The sequence below is a fragment of the Campylobacter massiliensis genome, from assembly GCF_014253065.1.
GTDB lineage: Bacteria > Campylobacterota > Campylobacteria > Campylobacterales > Campylobacteraceae > Campylobacter_A > Campylobacter_A massiliensis.
Map to the genome: position 1 here is coordinate 539,709 of NZ_JACLZK010000002.1, position 16,223 is coordinate 555,931.

19 protein-coding genes and 1 other RNA gene are annotated in these 16,223 nt (G+C 45.5%); 5 read left to right on the forward strand and 15 right to left on the reverse strand.

Annotated elements, in window-relative coordinates; genetic code table 11:
• Positions 1-49 precede the first annotated feature (49 nt).
• The 10 genes from H7R39_RS09245 to H7R39_RS09290 form a co-directional block, all read right to left on the reverse strand.
• Positions 50-817: a TSUP family transporter gene (locus tag H7R39_RS09245; RefSeq protein WP_185898956.1), complete on the reverse strand. Its 768-nt coding sequence runs from the start codon at positions 815-817 to the stop codon at positions 50-52.
• 417 nt (positions 818-1,234) lie between these two features.
• Positions 1,235-1,783, reverse strand: a complete 549-nt coding sequence (locus H7R39_RS09250) for a superoxide dismutase family protein (protein ID WP_185898957.1) — start codon at positions 1,781-1,783, stop codon at positions 1,235-1,237.
• A gap of 135 nt (positions 1,784-1,918) precedes the next feature.
• Positions 1,919-2,680 (reverse strand): TIGR02757 family protein, encoded by a 762-nt coding sequence (locus H7R39_RS09255; protein WP_185898958.1) that lies wholly within the window; start codon positions 2,678-2,680, stop codon positions 1,919-1,921.
• A 54-nt stretch (positions 2,681-2,734) separates the two neighbouring features.
• A complete protein-coding gene (flgK, locus tag H7R39_RS09260; RefSeq protein WP_185898959.1) occupies positions 2,735-4,588 on the reverse strand; it encodes a flagellar hook-associated protein FlgK in 1,854 nt (617 codons plus the stop codon).
• 2 nt (positions 4,589-4,590) lie between these two features.
• On the reverse strand, positions 4,591-5,019 hold the full coding sequence (flgN, locus tag H7R39_RS09265; protein ID WP_185898960.1) for a flagellar export chaperone FlgN: 429 nt from the start codon (positions 5,017-5,019) through the stop codon (positions 4,591-4,593).
• Positions 5,020-5,054: 35 nt separating this feature from the next.
• Positions 5,055-5,258: a flagellar biosynthesis anti-sigma factor FlgM gene (locus H7R39_RS09270; RefSeq protein WP_122873807.1), complete on the reverse strand. Its 204-nt coding sequence runs from the start codon at positions 5,256-5,258 to the stop codon at positions 5,055-5,057.
• 53 nt (positions 5,259-5,311) lie between these two features.
• A complete protein-coding gene (locus H7R39_RS09275; protein WP_004321285.1) occupies positions 5,312-5,623 on the reverse strand; it encodes a rod-binding protein in 312 nt (103 codons plus the stop codon).
• Positions 5,623-6,684, reverse strand: a complete 1,062-nt coding sequence (locus H7R39_RS09280; RefSeq protein WP_185898961.1) for a flagellar basal body P-ring protein FlgI — start codon at positions 6,682-6,684, stop codon at positions 5,623-5,625. The genes H7R39_RS09275 and H7R39_RS09280 overlap by 1 nt, the downstream gene beginning before the upstream one ends.
• A gap of 68 nt (positions 6,685-6,752) precedes the next feature.
• Entirely contained in the window at positions 6,753-7,319 is a 567-nt protein-coding gene (gene rsmD, locus H7R39_RS09285; protein ID WP_185898962.1) for a 16S rRNA (guanine(966)-N(2))-methyltransferase RsmD, read from the reverse strand.
• Positions 7,316-7,702: an ornithine carbamoyltransferase gene (locus H7R39_RS09290; RefSeq protein ID WP_185898963.1), complete on the reverse strand. Its 387-nt coding sequence runs from the start codon at positions 7,700-7,702 to the stop codon at positions 7,316-7,318. Before H7R39_RS09290 ends, rsmD begins: the two co-directional genes overlap by 4 nt.
• A gap of 146 nt (positions 7,703-7,848) precedes the next feature.
• Here H7R39_RS09290 and H7R39_RS09295 point away from each other — a divergent pair, with 146 nt between their 5' ends.
• The 5 genes from H7R39_RS09295 (at position 7,849) to H7R39_RS09315 (ending at position 11,054) form a co-directional block, all read left to right on the forward strand.
• Positions 7,849-8,220, forward strand: coding sequence for a FlaG family protein (locus tag H7R39_RS09295; protein ID WP_185898964.1), 372 nt, complete (start codon positions 7,849-7,851; stop codon positions 8,218-8,220).
• A 2-nt stretch (positions 8,221-8,222) separates the two neighbouring features.
• Positions 8,223-9,956: a flagellar filament capping protein FliD gene (gene fliD / locus H7R39_RS09300; protein WP_185898965.1), complete on the forward strand. Its 1,734-nt coding sequence runs from the start codon at positions 8,223-8,225 to the stop codon at positions 9,954-9,956.
• An 11-nt stretch (positions 9,957-9,967) separates the two neighbouring features.
• Positions 9,968-10,360: a flagellar export chaperone FliS gene (gene fliS / locus H7R39_RS09305; RefSeq protein WP_185898966.1), complete on the forward strand. Its 393-nt coding sequence runs from the start codon at positions 9,968-9,970 to the stop codon at positions 10,358-10,360.
• The gene (locus H7R39_RS09310) at positions 10,347-10,565 is read left to right on the forward strand and encodes a hypothetical protein (protein WP_185898967.1); all 219 of its coding nucleotides are present in this window, start codon (positions 10,347-10,349) and stop codon (positions 10,563-10,565) included. Before fliS ends, H7R39_RS09310 begins: the two co-directional genes overlap by 14 nt.
• A gap of 72 nt (positions 10,566-10,637) precedes the next feature.
• Entirely contained in the window at positions 10,638-11,054 is a 417-nt protein-coding gene (locus tag H7R39_RS09315) for a hypothetical protein (protein ID WP_185898968.1), read from the forward strand.
• A 222-nt stretch (positions 11,055-11,276) separates the two neighbouring features.
• Here H7R39_RS09315 and rnpB read toward each other — a convergent pair.
• The 5 genes from rnpB to thiH all read right to left on the reverse strand — a co-directional run bounded on the left by rnpB (position 11,277) and on the right by thiH (position 15,994).
• An RNA gene (rnpB, locus tag H7R39_RS09320) (RNase P RNA component class A) lies at positions 11,277-11,602 on the reverse strand.
• A gap of 166 nt (positions 11,603-11,768) precedes the next feature.
• Positions 11,769-12,890: a hypothetical protein gene (locus H7R39_RS09325; protein ID WP_185898969.1), complete on the reverse strand. Its 1,122-nt coding sequence runs from the start codon at positions 12,888-12,890 to the stop codon at positions 11,769-11,771.
• 115 nt (positions 12,891-13,005) lie between these two features.
• Positions 13,006-13,887, reverse strand: a complete 882-nt coding sequence (locus H7R39_RS09330) for an EamA/DMT transporter family protein (RefSeq protein ID WP_185898970.1) — start codon at positions 13,885-13,887, stop codon at positions 13,006-13,008.
• A 249-nt stretch (positions 13,888-14,136) separates the two neighbouring features.
• Complete coding sequence (locus tag H7R39_RS09335; protein ID WP_185898971.1) at positions 14,137-14,796, reverse strand: thiamine phosphate synthase; 660 nt, start codon at positions 14,794-14,796, stop codon at positions 14,137-14,139.
• 64 nt (positions 14,797-14,860) lie between these two features.
• Positions 14,861-15,994 (reverse strand): 2-iminoacetate synthase ThiH, encoded by a 1,134-nt coding sequence (gene thiH / locus H7R39_RS09340; protein WP_228724791.1) that lies wholly within the window; start codon positions 15,992-15,994, stop codon positions 14,861-14,863.
• Positions 15,995-16,223 lie beyond the last annotated feature (229 nt).

The following is a 16,223-nucleotide window of genomic DNA, read 5'->3' on the forward strand; positions in this document are numbered from 1 at the left end:
TTTTGTAAAATTTAACCCAAATTTCGTCGCCGTTTTTTAAAACTCCCGCTCACGCGAAAAATCTATCGTAAACGAGCTTTAGTATCGTCGCGCCCACGACGGCTAAAAATACGACTCTAACAAATTTAACATCCTTTTTCATAACCATATTTGAACCGAAATACGCGCCCAAAACCTGTCCCGCGCCCATCAAAAGCCCGACCGCCCAAAGTATTTGCCCGCCAGCGATAAAAACGGCAAGAGAGACGATATTGCTGGTAAAATTTAGTATTTTCGTATGCGCGACGGCTTTTTTCATATTTAGCCCGATGAGCGCAACCATCGCAAACGTCCAAAAACTGCCAGCTCCCGGCCCGAAAAATCCGTCGTAAAAGCCCAAAATAAGCCCGAATATCACGTAAAAGGCTCGCGCGTTCATACGAGCGGCTCTATCCTCGTCGCCGACCTTTGGCATCAAAAGCGTATAGATGAAAATCGCTATCAAACAAAACGGTATAATAACGCGCAAAAACTCGGCGCTCAAAAACAGTATAAGCACCGTGCCGATGCACGCGCCGATAAAGGTAAAAACGATGCCGATAAACACTTCTCGGAAATTTATCATACCTTTTCGGGCGAAATTTAGCGCCGCAGTGAAGCTACCGAAAGTGCCCTGAAGCTTGTTCGTAGCTAGCGCCACGTGAGGCGGTACGCCCATAGCCATGATTGTCGGTAGCGCAATCAGTCCGCCCCCGCCCGCGATGGCATCGACGAAGCCAGCCGCAAAGGCCGCCGCGAAAAATATCAAATACGCCGTAACGCCGAAGTCAAAGTCCATTTTTGCCCCTTCAAAAAACAAAATCATACTACGAAAAATTTAAAAATTTATAAAAACTCGGCTTTTTGTTTTACTGCGGTTAAAATTTAACGAAACTGCGAGTAAATTTTACCGAGCGGGGTTAAATTTAGCGGTTTGGGTTGAGGCGCGTTTTGTAGATTTTGTGGGCGCGCTCTGCGATTTTATTTTGAGGCTTTAGATAAAATTTGCAAATTTGAGTTCTATCTAACGGCGCCAAATTTGATATAGTTTTTGAAATTTAGTTTGCGAAACCGCGCGGACAAAATTTAGATTTTGCTTTTTCAAGATGCGGGCTTTAAAATATACGAGACGCCAAATTTAAAGCCGCGTTAAATTTGACCGAGTATGAAAAAAAGTTCGCCGACTGCCGAGCGCGGCAAATCGGCGAATGCGGGATTATTTTATGACGCCGCAAACCATTCTAGCGCCGCCGCCGCCAAGAGGCTTTGGATGGTCGCTGTGGTTATCGCCGCCGACGTGGATCATTAGCGAGTGGCCTTTTAGCTCGCCCAATGTTTTGATTTTCGGAGCTAGCACCGGATAAACCGCATTACCCTCGGCATCGACGAAAAGCGCAGGCAAATCGCCCTTGTGGCCGTTGTCGTCCCATGCAAACGAGTGTTTTTTGGTGTCGCTTGGATCCCAGTGACCGCCCGCTTTCATGCCTAGACCTTTTTCATTCGCGCCGCAGTCAGCGTTTTGGTGCACGTGAAATCCGTGCGCGCCGCCCTCAAGGCCTTTAAGATTCGGGAATAGCGCCACGCCGTAGTTAGTCTCGATCGCTACTACCTCGCCAACGACAGTGTTGCCCTTTTCGCTTAGTTGCTCCATAGTGATGACTAGGTGCTTGCCTGCCTTTGGATCAAAGACTTTTTCCTCGTGCGCAAGAGCGCTAGTAGCGAGTAGGCAGCCTAGAGCCGCGCTAGCTAAAACGATTTTTTTCATTTTTTCTCCTTAAAATGTAATTGCGAGGTAACTATAGCCTAAATTTGATTAATTTAGGCTTTAAATTTTCTTAAATTTAATGCGCCGCGAGGGCTTAAATTTGCCGCCGTTTAGCGCGAGGCAAACCCGTCAAATTTACTTTATCTCGCTTAAAATTTGCGCTAGTTCGCCGCTTTGACCGATGCGGTAGAGCGCGAAGTCGTACTTGATCGGATCGGCGGGGTCAAATTCGCAAAGCTTGTCCGTTAGCTCGCGCACGGCCCTAAAATCATAGCTTTTGCGAGAGATTAGACCCAAATTTAGCGAAACTCGGTGCGTGTGCACGTCAAGAGGCATGAGGAGCTTGCTTTTTGGCAGGTTTTTAAAGAGCCCAAGATCGATGTCGCTATCTCGAATCATCCAGCGCAGGAACATGTTGTAGCGTTTATACGGGCTTTGTGGCGCTTTTTCGTACGGCTTGCCGAAGAAAAACTCATACCCCTCCGAGCGGTAAGGGTTTAGCGAGTAGATAAATTTGATAAGTTCGTTTACGCCCTCTATCATCGAGCCGCTTCTTTCAAAGCCCGATCTCACCGCGCTTTCGATATCGCCGTGCTTTTTTAGGCGTGAAACGGTGATAAAAATCTGCCGCACGTCCTCGCAGCTTTGAAAGCGGTATTTGTGCTGCGTCAAATTTGAAATGATTTCATCCTCGCTTTTATCTAACAGCGAAAAGTCGAGCGAATTTAGAAAATTTACGATGAGTTTTGCGTTGCCGTAGGCAAAAAGCGCGCAGATGAGCGAGATCTCGGGCGTTTTAAATTTGCTCGCGACCTGCAGCGGATCGGCGGCGGCAAACAAATCCGCATGGGTATTTTTAGAGATTACGTTTTGATCTAGAAGGGTTTTTAAGTCCATTTTTAGCCTTTTTGGCTGAGATTTTAAACCAAAAAGGCTAAAAGAAATTTAAATTTATTGTTTGACGGTTAGCAAGGTATCGAGCATCTTTTCTACGGTCGTGATGATTTTCGCCGCCGCGCCGTAGCTGCTTTGAAATCGTATGAGATTTGTTAGCTCCTCGTTTAAATTTACGCCGCTAACGGACTGATGTTCGGACATCGCGACCTTATGGATGGCGGTGTTTGCGTCGTTTAGGTCGTTGTTTGCCTGCGTCTCGCTAGCTAAATCGGACGTGATGTAGCGGTAGTAGCCCTCGATACTCTCCTGCTTATCCGCGTGTTTGTTGGAGTAAAACACGATTTTATTGTATTGCAGCTGCACCATATCGTTTGCGACTTCGTTGTTGCCCGGAGTCGGATTTGAGTAGGCTTTTAGCTTGTGCGGATTTTCCATCAGCTCGCTTTTTACGCTCATGTTTTTGGCTTTGTCGCCCTCAAATACTCTATTTAGCCCAATGATGCCTGGGAAATTCGTGCCTTTATCGATGAAAGCCACGCTGTATTCGCCGGCGTTTCTTTTCGGTATGACGCCAAACGTTCCCCTGCCAGTCGCCGCGTCGTACTGATAGCTTGCCCGAAAATAATCATCCACGTCGTTTAGCGAATTGTTATCGCCGTTATCGTCGGTGTCTGAGTTAAAATCTCTCACGATAGAGTTACCGCGAGTATTGTCGTTTATCGAAGTCGAGGCGTTTATGTTTATCGTTTTACGAGCGACCTCTTGGCCTTGGTTGTTATAAACCACGACGTCAAAGCTACCGTGCTTGATGTCGTTATTAAAATTCATCAGCGTTCTAGAGTCGCTTAGGTCTTTTATCTCGTCTGTTACGGCATTTTCTACGGCCGATCTTGCGTAGATGTTGTTTGTCTCGTTTATGATGCCTTTGGCGAAGGTATTTAGGTTGTCGATGTATTTTTGTATCGTTCCGTCCTGAAACTCTCCGCTATCATCCATCCTGCGTCCGCGTAGATCTAAGGCCGAGCCCAGTTTACCGCCCTGGATACGTCCGTTTAGATCGACCTTTTTGCCGTCCTCTCTCTCAAAATAAACGCCTTTAAAATCGCTTCTGCCGTTCATTTTGTCTATCTTTAGCGGGTGGTATGTCACGCCGTCAACTATATTAAATCCCGAGATATTTATCTGATGCTTCGTGCCTACGTCCGTTACGGTCGGATCGACGTTGCTGCCTTGTAGTTCGCCCTTAAATACGCTTATACCCGCAAGCTTTGACATAGCAAGCTCGAGTTGATCGCGTTTGTCGCGCAGATCGTTTGCTCTAGTGTTGCCCACGGACTCGACGCGTACGATCTCTTTGTTTATCTGCGCGATTTGCTTGGCGTATTTATTTATTTCATTTACGGTAACTTCTATCTGCGAGTCCACGTCCTTTTGGATCTTAGTTAGCATGTCGCTAGCTTTGTTGATACTAGTCGAGAGCGTGTTAGCGTTGTTTAGCAAATTTATCTTTTGCGAGCCCTCGGTCGGGTTTGAAGCGAGATTGTTCCAGGCATTGAAATAATTTTGCAAATCTCTGCCTATGCCAACGCTTTGCAGATCAGGGAAGCGCTGCGAAATCTCCTCTAAAATTTGCTTTTTGTATTCGGTTGATTCTAAATTTATATTTGAAGTGCGAAGCCTAGCGAATGTAAATTCGTCATGCACGCGCACGACCGTATCTACCTGTGTACCCCTGCCGATATCGCCAGGAATATCGTGAAAAGGCTCTCTAGCAGACTGCACGACGCGCTGTCTGGTGTAGTGCTCGCTATCGGCGTTTGTGATGTTGTGTCCTGTCGTAGTGATCTGCGTTTGCGCGGCGTCTAGTCCGCTAACTCCAATATGTAAAGACGAAAAAATATTAGCCATTTTTAAACCCTCGTTTTAAATAAACTTTCAGGCGTCAAGCCCTCTTTGTCGTAGTTGCCGGGCTCGCTTTTAAACATGTTTTTTAGCAAGCTATCGAAAAATTCTTTCACTCCGACGACGTATTTTGCGTATTCTTTGTTTTTTGAGTAGAGCTCTTCGAGCTTTGAGCGCATAAGCGCGAGAGATGATTTTACCTCATCGTCAAGGATAGAGCTTAAATTTACCCCGCCGTTTTCCTTTGAGACTCTTAAAAGCTCTTTATCTAGCAGCGATTTTATAGATTCGAATCTTTTAACCAGCTCGTTTTTGCGCCTTACGCTATCATCGACCTTAGTGTGATCGGCTAGTTTTATCTTTTCTATATCTTCCGTAGTTTGAGCGATGAGTTCGTCTAGCACCCCCATCGCCTCATCCAAATATCTTTTAAGCATTTTTGTCCTTTCTTTTTACGCAAGGACAAAAAATCTTATAAAAGCGTATCGGCAACGGCTTTTGCAGTCTTGGACATATCTAGTTTATATGTTCCGTTTGCGATCTGCTCGGCTATCTTTGCAACCTTGCTTTCTTCTTTGCCTTGTGTTTTTTCCATGTTTTCGCTCTTTTTTACGTCGTTTGAGCGAGTGATTTGCTGCGGGCTCATGCCCAGTTTAGCTCCCAAAGTTCCTATCATTTTAAAGCCTTTTTAGATTTGTTAGAAACTAAATCGGCAAATTTTGAAATTTCTTAAGCCCTTTCTTTCAAATAATTGAATAAAAGTTCGCTAAAGCCTAAATTTCCGCTCAGAGCCTTACTCATCGTGTCGTTATACATCGAGTGATAGATCTCGTCTCCGGCATCCTTGCCGAATAACGGATTTTCATCCTTTAGCGCGATATCTAGCACGCTTTTAACCAAAAACGCCTCAAAAGCGTCGGTTTGCTCTTTTAAAAGTGCGTCTTGCTCGCTTTGAGGCTTATCCGTGCGTCTATTTTCGATAGAGCTCGTGGCAAATTTATTATACGAGCTTAAAGCCGCCGAAGTATCTACGTTTAACATTATATTATCTCCAAATTTACATGTATGGCGCCCACGCGTTTTAGATTTTCCATTATCGCGATGATATCGCTAGGCGTCGCGCCCATCTTACTTAGCGCTCTTGCGACGCTAGCTACGGTTGTTTTTTCGCCGCTGATTTTTAGCATATTGGTTAGCGGATCTACCGCTGCGCCGTCTTGCAAGTCGATTGTTTGCCCGTTTGCAGCCATATCGCCATACGAGCTAGGTTCTATCTTTATCGTGATATCTCTGTGCGTGATGACGACTGGATCGACCGTGATATTTATACCGCTTACTATCGTGCCGGTGCGCTCGTCGATTACGATTTTATCTAGCGCTTTATAATCCACGTCCAAATTTAATACCTTAGCGATAAACTCGACCGCGTTTGAGCCTTCCGGTTTTAATACTTTGATGGTTCTAGAGTCGATAGCCGTCGCAGTTTCGCCGCCTAGATTTAAATTTACGGCTCTTTGGATATTTGAAGCGGTGTCGAAATTTGACTCTTTAAGGCTTAAAAATATCGCTTCTTGATTATAGATATCATACGCTATCTCGCGCTCCACGATCGCGCCGCTTGGGATCGTACCTGCAGTTACGTGGTTGCCGTCCTTGCTTGCTCCACCGCGAGACGCCGTCTTACCGCCTATAGTTAGCGAGCCCTGTGCTAGGGCGTAAATGTCACCGTCCACGCCCTTAAGCGGAGTCATCAAAAGCGTTCCGCCCTGCAGGCTCTTTGCATCGCCAATAGATGAGATCACGACATCAAGCTTATCGCCCTGCCTAGCAAACGGCGGTAGCTTTGCGATAACCATAACCGCAGCGGTATTTTTTGATTTGATGTCGTCTGGCTTGATTTTTACGTTCACGCTTTGAAGCATATTTGAAAGAGACTGGATCGTAAACTCCGAGCTACTGCCGTCGCCAGAGCCGTTTAGACCGACTACGAGGCCGTATCCAATCAGCTGATTTTCCCTCACGCCCACGACGTTTGCGATGTCTTTTATCTGCGCCGCAAAAGCCGATATGGCAATGGTTAGCAAGCATACCGCTAGTTTCATTTTAGTCCTTAAATTTATATTTTCAAGGACAAAAAGCAATTAGCATTCCAAATTTGAAACAAAAATTTTTAAGAATAGTAGCTAAGCGAAGTATTTCCGAATTTTTTAGATTTTAAAAGCGTAAACGCGCCGATGTTTTCAGGTAAATTTAGATGGCTGGCATGCTCGAAAGCGATCAGATAAATTTTGTCTTTTGGCAAATTTCTCGCCAAATTTACGCACTTTTCATAAACGTCCGCAAAGCCGTCCCTGATATCAAAAGGCGGATCAAGATACAAGATAACGGGCAAATTTTGCCTAGCGACGATGGCGGGAGTAGCGTCAAAAGTATCGCCGTTTACGATTTCCAGCTCGTCGCCGATAAGCTTAGCGTTTTGTAGCGAGATTTTGTAGGCGTTTTTGTCGATTTCTACCGCGTAGGCCTTTGTCGCGCCGTTACTTAGCGCTTCTGCGGCCATGAGCGCGCTACCGCCGAAAGCCTCGATAAAAACCTTACCCGCTAGCTCGTAGCGAAACGAATCAAAAAACGAACCCTTGACGATGCTTTTGGTGCTTCTTGTTGTTTGAAGCGAGGGCAAAAGCAGCTTTTTACCTTTAAATTTGCCGCTTGATATAGTCGCGTAGAGATTTTTCAACGAGCTTTCCTTAGAATCGCGAGTAGCTCTTCTTTAAATTTATCTATCAAATTTGAAACCTCAAGCTCCAAATTTGAACCGTTATGCGGCGCGGATTCTTCTTTTATAACAAATGCGGGCAAGGTCGTGCGAGAGGGCGCGACGGGTTCTGAAAACTGGATCGCCGAGTAAAACTCCTCAAGCGCGGAGATAAGGGCCTCTTTACTAAAAGGGATTTTTAGATGAGGCGAGCGCTCGGCGATCACGAAAACGGGCTTTTTGGCCTCTATCTTTTTGTCCGCCACGATAAAATCGCAATCTTTTCTAGGCGAGATAAAATCTCTCAAAAATAGCCTTAGCGACTCCTCGAGCAAAATACAGTCGCACTCAAACGAAATTTTCACAAACTCTCCTTTTTCTCGCCTTGATTTAGGCTGGATTTTAACAAATTTATGCGAAAATTTAAATTAAGCAAAAAATTCCCGAACGGGGCTAAAAAAATTTGCAAATTTGACGATATAGAAGCTAGCAAATATTCAAAGGAGAAAATATGGAAATTTTCAAAGTAGCGAGCCAATCGATGGCAAACGTAGCTACAAGCTCGCACGCGCAAAGCTCTACGCAAACTAGAGAGGTCGAAAGGACGCAGATCCAGCAAGACGCAACCCAAAATTTAACCGAGCAAAATAACGAAACGCTAAATGAAAAAGTAAAAGAAGCCACCGAAAAGCTAAATAGACAGATGGAAGATCTAGGCACTAGCATACGCTTTGGCTATAACGACAAGATAGAGGCCATGTACGTAAACGTGATGGAGATGAAAACCGGCGACGTAATCCGCAAAATTCCGACCGAACAAGCTATGAAACTAAGCGAATATTTTAGAGAGGCGGTCGGAGTTTTATTTGACAAGGAGAGTTAAAAATGGCGCTAGGTAAAGTTTCTTCGCTTGGCTTTGGCAGCCAGGTTTTAACGCAGGAAGTTATAGATAAGCTAAAAGCCGCCGACGAAGCGGGTCAGATAAAACCAGTAAGCACAAAGATCACTGCAAATGCGACAAAACAAAAAGACCTAACGGCTCTAAAAACGCTGATAGGTACTTTTCGCTCCTCGGTTTCAACTCTGGCAGACGATAGCTCGTATCAAAAAAGAACGACTAGTTCGGACGGCAAAAGCGCAGATATAAGCGTAAGCTCGGGCGTCGCGGTACAAGATATCGAGATAGACGTTAAGCAACTAGCTAAAAAAGACGTTTATCAAAGCACCAAATTTGCCACCTCAAGCTCGTTTATCGGCAAAAACGGAACCTTTGGCGTAAAAGTCGGAGGTCAAACCTATAAGATCGAAGTCAAAAGCTCAACCACGTTAGAAGAGCTAGCCGATAAAATCAACGAGGTCACAAACGGTGCCGTCTCGGCAAAAGCGATGAAGGTCGGTGGCGAAGATCCGTATCAGCTTATATTGCAATCAAAAGAAACGGGCGCGGAAAACAAAGTCGAGCTAACAAACGTCGACGACGACGGCAACGCCCTAAGCGGCGCAGACGATGTTTTGGGTAAACTCGGCTGGGATAGCGCAAATATCGCAAATAACAAAATCTCGACCGCGCAAGACGCCGAGTTCGTCTACAACGGCATCACGATAAAACGAAGCGGCAACGAGGTAAAAGATCTAAATTTAGGAATGACGATAAAGCTAAAAGATACCGGCAAGACGACTTTTAGCGTCAAAGAGGACACGAGCGCGATAAAAGAGAGCATGCAAAGCATGGTAACGGCGTACAACAATCTCGTAAACAACCTAAAAGTCGCTACCGATTACGATTCGGATACGAAAAAATCGGGCACTTTTCAAGGCGTGAGCGAGATAAATACGATAAAATCGACGCTAAATAAAATTTTATTCAGCAATCAGACCTACACCAAGGACAACGTGACCAAGACGGCAAATTTAGCCGACTACGGTCTAAGTTTAAACAAAGAAGGTTTGCTAGAGCTAGATAGCTCAAAACTCGGCAAAAAACTAGATGAGGATTTGCAAAGCGTCCAAAAAATATTTGCCGGCGGTACCACCTACGGTACGGCTCAAGTCCTTAGCTCAAAACCGGTAGATAGCGGAGCGCTCACTATCGGCGGCGACGATCTCGTGATAAACGGCAAAAAGATAAATTTAGCCGCTACGCCTGCGTCAAATTCGGCAAAAGAAAACGCGCTAGCGCTGCTAAAAGCTATAAACGACGCTGGGATATCGGGCGTACAAGCGACGCTAACCGCAAACGAAGACGGCATCATGCTAAAAACGACAAACGGCACCGCCATAGATATAAAAGGCTCTACCGCAGCGCTAAATGCAGTTGGCTTTAGCGAATCGACGGTAACGCCGAAAAACACGACCGTAAACGGGATATTTTCGTCAACCAAAAAGGCGGTAGACAGGCTAATCAACTCAAAAGACGGCTCTTTAACCAAATACGGCCAAAGCCTAGTAGACGAGAAAAAGTCGCTGGACTCGGAAAAAGAAAAAACGCAAAAGTCGCTGGACGCAAAATACGCCACGATGGAAGAGCGATTTTTGGCGTACGATAAGATCATCAGCAAACTAAATAACGAATTTTCGTCGTTAAAATCGATGATCGAAGCCGAATATAATAAGAAGTAAAAGGTAAATTTATGCAATACAACACTGCACACGCGGCGTATTCGCAAAACGCGGTAGGCGGCATCGAGTCGCCTACTAAGCTCATCGAGATGCTTTACGAGGGCGTTTTGAGATTTATTTTTAGAGCTAGAAAAGCGATGCAAGATAACGACGTGGAGAAAAAAGTATATTTTATAAACCGCACGAACGCAATCTTTATCGAGCTTTTAAACTCGCTAGACTACAACCAAGGCAACGTCGCGCACTATCTAAGCGGCCTTTATACGAGGCAGATCCAGCTACTGTCGATGGCAAATATAAACAACGACGAGCAGAGTCTAAATGAGGTCGTGAGCGTAACCAAGCAGCTGCTTGAAGCGTGGAAAGAGACGACGAACACGGGGCGGGCCGATGTGGCTGGATGAGCTCAAAATCGCCGTCGCTAACGATGACGCGGAGGCTATCGCGGCGCTAGCGGACGAGATGCCTAGTAAATTTGATAGCTTAGAGGAAGCCCTTCAAGCTCAGGAACTCCTCGGCGCAGCGATAAATTTGATACAAAAAAACAAAACCGAACTCGGCAAAGAGCTAGAAAAACTAAAAAACGTAAAAAAATACATGGCGTCGTAAGTAAATTTGACCGCATTTACGGCGCTTTTATCTCAAATTCTCCTCTAAATTTTTATCCCTCAAAGGCAAAATATGACGAAAAGCGACGTAAAGGACGCTTTAAAAAGCAGATTCGGCGCGGAGATAGCGGGCGACTTTCGAGTGCTAAAGGAGCGCGAGCTGGCCGAATTTAACGATGAAGCAAAATTCGTCTTTGAAGGCGAGAGTAAGATACTGCGAGAGTTTTATATCTTTGCAGATACGGGCGTAGGCGATCTTTGGCTTGTCCGCCTAAATGACGGCAAGGTCGCTTTTTATGATCACGACGCCGGATATCTCTGCGCGTCAAATTTGGTTAAATTTGATCTGGATATGACGGGCTGGCTTAAGATCGCCGAGATGTTTGGAAAATTTGAAACCATAAACGAGCCAAACGACGAACAAAAATCTAAATTTAAGCTAGCCGTTAGCGCCTTATGTTCGCAAATTTTAGAGATTTGGGATATTTAGGATCTAAAACGCGCCTTATACCGTTTCAAATTTAAACCCTGTCCGCAGTCGTCAAATTTAAACCCGATTCCGCCTCGCCAAATTTGATTAAATTTTACTTCGCCGCGCGGTTGACGCAAACCTCAGCTTAAATTTGTCAAAATCTCGCAAAACGCGCCGTCAAGATAGCGTTTTGCCACAGTAAAAACACGTAAATTTAAAAATTTGATGAAATAAAAGTAGTAAAAAGGCATGGCGATAAGCCGAGTTCTGTCGTGAGTGATTATTTATCTACTCCAAATTTTACAATTTGGCTCTAGCGAAGGGTTTGACATAAGACTCAAAACCATCCCTTCTTGCTGCGAGTTGGGTTTATATAGCCGCCGCGCTTGCACGCCGCGCTGGTGGGCTCTTACCCCGCCGTTTCACCTTTACCGCCTAAGCGGCAGTCTGCTTTCTGTTACACTGTCCCTTGGGTCGCCCCAGCCATCCGTTAGATGGAACTCCGTCTTATTGCAGCTCGGACTTTCCTCTTTTGCCTACGCAAAAGCAATCACTTGCCATACCTTGGGCGCGATTATAACTTTTTCGGGTTTAAGGATAGCTTTTGGAGCATTTGCCACGTTTAGCGTGATTTTCATAAATTTAGCCGCTTTGCAAAAAACTGGTGCTTTTAAATTTCTGCAGCTTTTGCGTCAAATTTTATATCAAGAAAACTCCGCATAGGTTTTAGCATCATCTTCTATCCTTTTTAAAAAATTCCTCTATCATTTTTTGATTACAGTCCTGTATCCAAGTGGTCTCGTTTTTATTACACATCCAAAACGGACCGCCGGATTCCGGACCCAAAGCATTAGTTAAGGCTTGAATCAGCCAAGAGTGATAAGACTCGTAGATGTATGTATTGTCGGCTAGTATCTTGCCCGTATTTCTGTCTTTTATTAGTCCGCCGTAGTTAAATCCCATGCCTATTATCTTATCAAACATAGTTTTTATATTAGGCTTTTCCTCTATGATAGCATACGGATATTTTATGATAAGCTCGGCAGACGCTATCTCATCTTCATTGATTTCTTTGCGAGCTACGCATTTGTCTTTGTAGATTTGTTTGTAGTATTCCATCTTTTTATCTACGTCTTGCAATCTATCTACAACCCACTCTATTTGATAGTCGTCCCACGTAAATACTTTGCCGTTCCTACTAATAGGGTTTGGGCTTTTGTATCGCTCTTGCACTATTTTTATTATTTTGTCTACTACTATTCTTTGCTGCTGCGGGTAGCTCTTTTTTCTCTCTTCATTATCAAACCAGGCATTATAATATATCTCTTTATACTCGCTAGGTTTTGAATGGTATTCATCGTAAAGTTGTTTGAACTCGCGATAAGGTATTTTTTTATCGGATAAGTATTTTTTTAGTTCTTCATCTACTGACATAAAACAATTACTTGAAGTATCGTTATCTACGTAAACTCTAAAAATTTTACCGTTATTAGGGCTATCTTCCGCTTGAACTCCATAATCTATATAGTCCAAATCGCCGTTTATCAGCATCGTAAAAGCAATGTCTTTAGTATATTGCGACGATAATTGATTTACTTCAGGAAACCACCTATCAAATTTCTTTTCTCCTGCATAATATGCTCTGATAGCTGGTTTCTCGTAGACGTTTATCTTGCCGTATAAATTTCCGTAGTAATGAAATATGGCCGAGGTTATAAACCCGTCTGCGAAAAATACCAAAAACCAAACAAAAAGCCAAAGCAGTTTGCGTTTGCCTTTGGGGGCGATTAAAGCAACAAAAAAGCTTACGATTAGAAAAATGAGTGCGATTAGAAGTACTGCGGCGTCGTGCATATCTGATCCTTTTTAAAAGCCAAAATTTAAAATACCTACTGCCGTCAAGTAAAGCGGCGATGTTTGGTCTCGCCGCTAGTTTTAAATTTTAGCTAAATTTGGCTTCAAATTTAGGTTATTTTGCCGCTACGCTTGCTCGCTCGTAGTGTGCGATGATTTTATTATGAATCAGTAGCGAGATATAAATCACAGCACCGCCTAGGCAGAGTCTTAGTATATCCGCATCCTTATGCCAAAATACTAAATTTACGATGATGGCCGCAGGTATGAGAGCGTTGTTCATGATAGCTAGGGTGCCGCTATCTACCTCGCATGCGCCTTTGTTCCATAAAAAGTATCCAAGACCGCTAGCTCCGATGCCAAGCCACAGTAGTACGGCGCTCTGGGTTAGGTCGAGATTGATTTTTTCCGGATTTCCAAACATAGCAAATGCTACGCCCGTAACCGCCGCGGCTCCGACGAAAAAGTAGCCAAAAACCCCTCTTTGCTCGTTAAAATCACGCTTTTCTAGTAAAAATTTATACGCGCTCTGTCCGACGCCAAAGCATAAATTTGCCCCTTGCACGAGCAAAAATCCATGCCAAAAGCCGCTGTTTACGTTGCCGTACTTGATGATGAGCGCACCCAAAACCGCCGTGCCCACGCTAAACAGATACAGTAGCCTAAGCCTGCCCGCGAGCACATCGTAAACCACGCTCACGTAAAACGGCGTAAATATCGTAAAGAGCGCGACCTCGGCGACGCTAAGGTAGGCAAACGAGTTGTAGTAAAAGATATACATCGCGCCGATCTGAACCGCGCCGATCGCGGCTACTTTGGCGTAGAGGGCGAGGTTTTTCGCGGCAAAATCCTTAATCATAAAGGGCAAAAATACGCCAAGCGCAAGCACGACGCGCGAAAACGCGGCGAAGTAGCTATCCACTCTCCCCGCCAAAAACTCGCCGATGAGGCTAAAGCTAAACGCCCAAAGCACCGTAACAAAGATTAATTTTTTCACACATTCTCCATTTTGAGTTAAATTTCGTCTGAAATGGTAGCAAAATAGTCTTAAATTTGGCGGATTTTACGGCGATAATCTGAGAAATTTACGCAGAAACGGGGCGTGTAAATTTGGGGCTATTTTGCATTTTTGCGTGCTAAATTTTACTTGCGATTAGGACTTTACTTTCTTTTGCTAAATTCAAATTAGTGCATCGCCGCCGACTCAAATTTAGCCGCAAAATCAATAAAACATCGGAGGCTAAATTTAACTCAAAAATCCCCGCATCATGTATGCACCGGCTGCGCCCGCATCCTTGACCTCGCCTAAATTTTCAAAATTTATCCCGCCGATAGCGTAGTTTTTTATGCTTAGCCTCTCGAAAATCCCCCGCAAAAATTTAAGCCCCCTGCCCTGCTCGGGCGCGTGAGACGGCGTATCAAAAATATGCCCCGCCACGACGTAGTTAGCACCGAGGTCTTGCGCCGCTAGAGCCTGGTCTAAAGAGTGTACCGAAACGCCGATTTTGAGATTTTGCATCAAATTCGGCGCATAAACGCCGCTAATTTCATCTTTATCCGCACGGACGCTACCTGATTTTACCAAATTTAAATCCGCTAAATTTACAGCCCGCTTGCCGCCTGATGCCATAAATTTAGCAAAAGGCAGATGCAGTTCGCTCGTGCCAAGCCTACTTACGACGCTTGTGTGAGTATGCAAAACGAGCCGCGTGCCGGAATCGCACTCGGCGATAATTTCAAGCGTTTTGCGGGCTAAATTTTCGTATTCGTCCTCTGGCAAATCGCTCTCCCTGAGCAAAATTTTATCCGCCTTGCCGCCCTGCGCTACGCGCCTAACGTCCGCGAAAAAATCCTCGCTCAAGCGGCGGCTCGTCACCCAAACAAGCTCAAATTTACCAAAATCCATCACCCCTACTCCAAAAAGCTAAATTTTACGTTCGCAAAAACGCGCGACCGATAGCCGACCGACCTCAAACGTAAATATGCTCGCTCATCACGGGCTGTAAATTTAGCCCTCGCACGGCGCCCAGTATCTCATCAACCGAGCGCGCATCGCTGATCTCAAACTGCTCGTCGCCTTTTTTGGCCTTATCCGAGTGCGTCCCCACGCCAGTGCTAACGCCGGCTGAAATTTTGTTCGCGGCGACTGCGATGACGCCGTCTCTAAATCGCGCCGACTCGCGCGTGGAGATCGTGATATTTGTGTAGGGCAAAAAGAGACGGTACGCGCAGATGACCTGAAATAGCGCCTTTTCATCGACGTCCCTCGGGCCGACGTGGGCCTTGTTAATCGCGGGGCGCAGGCGCGGACAAGATAGCGCGATCTCGGCGTGCGGGTACTTTTGCTGGATGAGATGCGCGTGCAGCGCGGTGGCTAGAGCATCCTTTCTAAAGTCGTCAAGGCCCAAAAGCGCGGCAAATCCGACGCTGCGCATACCGCCCATGAGAGCGCGCTCCTGGGCGTGAAAGCGGTAGGCAAACGAGCGCTTGACGCCGCCCAGATGAAATCTCGCATACGCAGCAGGGCCATAAGTCTCCTGGAAAACCACGACGTAGTCCGCGCCGCAACCGTGCAAAAACGCGTATTCGTCGGCATTTAGCGGATAGATCTCGACGCCGATGTTGCTAAAAAGCCTAGACGCCTCCTTGCAAACCTCGCCGATGTAGCCTAGGTCGCTTTTTTTCGCGCTTTCGCCGGTCAGGATAAGCACGTCTTTTAGCCCGCTTTTTGCGATATTTGCTAGCTCCGTCGCCGCCTCGTCCGCCTTTAGCCGCACGCGCGAGATCTTGTTTTTCGAGCTAAAGCCGCAGTATACGCAGTCGCTATCGCAAAAATTTGAGATATAAAGCGGAGTAAAAAACTGCACCGAGTTGCCAAACTGCCTGCGCGTCCTATCTCGCGCCGCCTCAGCCATCTCGCCTAAAAATGCGCCCGCAGCAGGGCTTAGAAGCGCTTTTAGGCCCTCCACGCTTAGATTTTCTTCACCAAGAGCGCGCTTTACGCTGAGGGCGTCAAATTTCTCGTAGTCGTAGCCCTCTCGCGCGGCTAGCACCCGCCGCATCAGCGTTTCGTCGATACGCTGGGCGTCCGCCGCATACTCCATCACGTCTATATTTTTCAAATATTTCTCCGTTTTTTCGTCTAAATTTTAGGCGTTAAATTTGATAGTTTTTATGGCGCGAGGCGGCAAATTTGACGCGCTAAGACCCGCACCTTTACGGCGCTAAATTTAAAACTCGGCAAATTTATCAAATTTAAAATTCGCAGAATTTAACGAGGCAAATTTAATCCTCGCCCGCCTCAAATTTGACGCCGTTTTTCATGCCGTCAAA

Excerpts from the sequence above, each read along its gene's own strand:
- H7R39_RS09270 (WP_122873807.1), bottom strand. The coding sequence starts at position 5,258 with ATGATAGGAACTTTGGGAGCTAAACTGGGCATGAGCCCGCAGCAAATC.
- thiH (WP_228724791.1), bottom strand. The coding sequence starts at position 15,994 with ATGGAGTATGCGGCGGACGCCCAGCGTATCGACGAAACGCTGATGCGG.
- fliD (WP_185898965.1), top strand. The coding sequence starts at position 8,223 with ATGGCGCTAGGTAAAGTTTCTTCGCTTGGCTTTGGCAGCCAGGTTTTA.
- flgN (WP_185898960.1), bottom strand. The coding sequence starts at position 5,019 with ATGCTTAAAAGATATTTGGATGAGGCGATGGGGGTGCTAGACGAACTC.
- H7R39_RS09280 (WP_185898961.1), bottom strand. The coding sequence starts at position 6,684 with ATGAAACTAGCGGTATGCTTGCTAACCATTGCCATATCGGCTTTTGCG.
- H7R39_RS09315 (WP_185898968.1), top strand. The coding sequence starts at position 10,638 with ATGACGAAAAGCGACGTAAAGGACGCTTTAAAAAGCAGATTCGGCGCG.
- H7R39_RS09295 (WP_185898964.1), top strand. The coding sequence starts at position 7,849 with ATGGAAATTTTCAAAGTAGCGAGCCAATCGATGGCAAACGTAGCTACA.
- H7R39_RS09255 (WP_185898958.1), bottom strand. The coding sequence starts at position 2,680 with ATGGACTTAAAAACCCTTCTAGATCAAAACGTAATCTCTAAAAATACC.
- H7R39_RS09275 (WP_004321285.1), bottom strand. The coding sequence starts at position 5,623 with ATGTTAAACGTAGATACTTCGGCGGCTTTAAGCTCGTATAATAAATTT.
- H7R39_RS09335 (WP_185898971.1), bottom strand. The coding sequence starts at position 14,796 with ATGGATTTTGGTAAATTTGAGCTTGTTTGGGTGACGAGCCGCCGCTTG.
- H7R39_RS09310 (WP_185898967.1), top strand. The coding sequence starts at position 10,347 with ATGTGGCTGGATGAGCTCAAAATCGCCGTCGCTAACGATGACGCGGAG.
- flgK (WP_185898959.1), bottom strand. The coding sequence starts at position 4,588 with ATGGCTAATATTTTTTCGTCTTTACATATTGGAGTTAGCGGACTAGAC.
- H7R39_RS09250 (WP_185898957.1), bottom strand. The coding sequence starts at position 1,783 with ATGAAAAAAATCGTTTTAGCTAGCGCGGCTCTAGGCTGCCTACTCGCT.
- fliS (WP_185898966.1), top strand. The coding sequence starts at position 9,968 with ATGCAATACAACACTGCACACGCGGCGTATTCGCAAAACGCGGTAGGC.
- H7R39_RS09325 (WP_185898969.1), bottom strand. The coding sequence starts at position 12,890 with ATGCACGACGCCGCAGTACTTCTAATCGCACTCATTTTTCTAATCGTA.
- H7R39_RS09245 (WP_185898956.1), bottom strand. The coding sequence starts at position 817 with ATGGACTTTGACTTCGGCGTTACGGCGTATTTGATATTTTTCGCGGCG.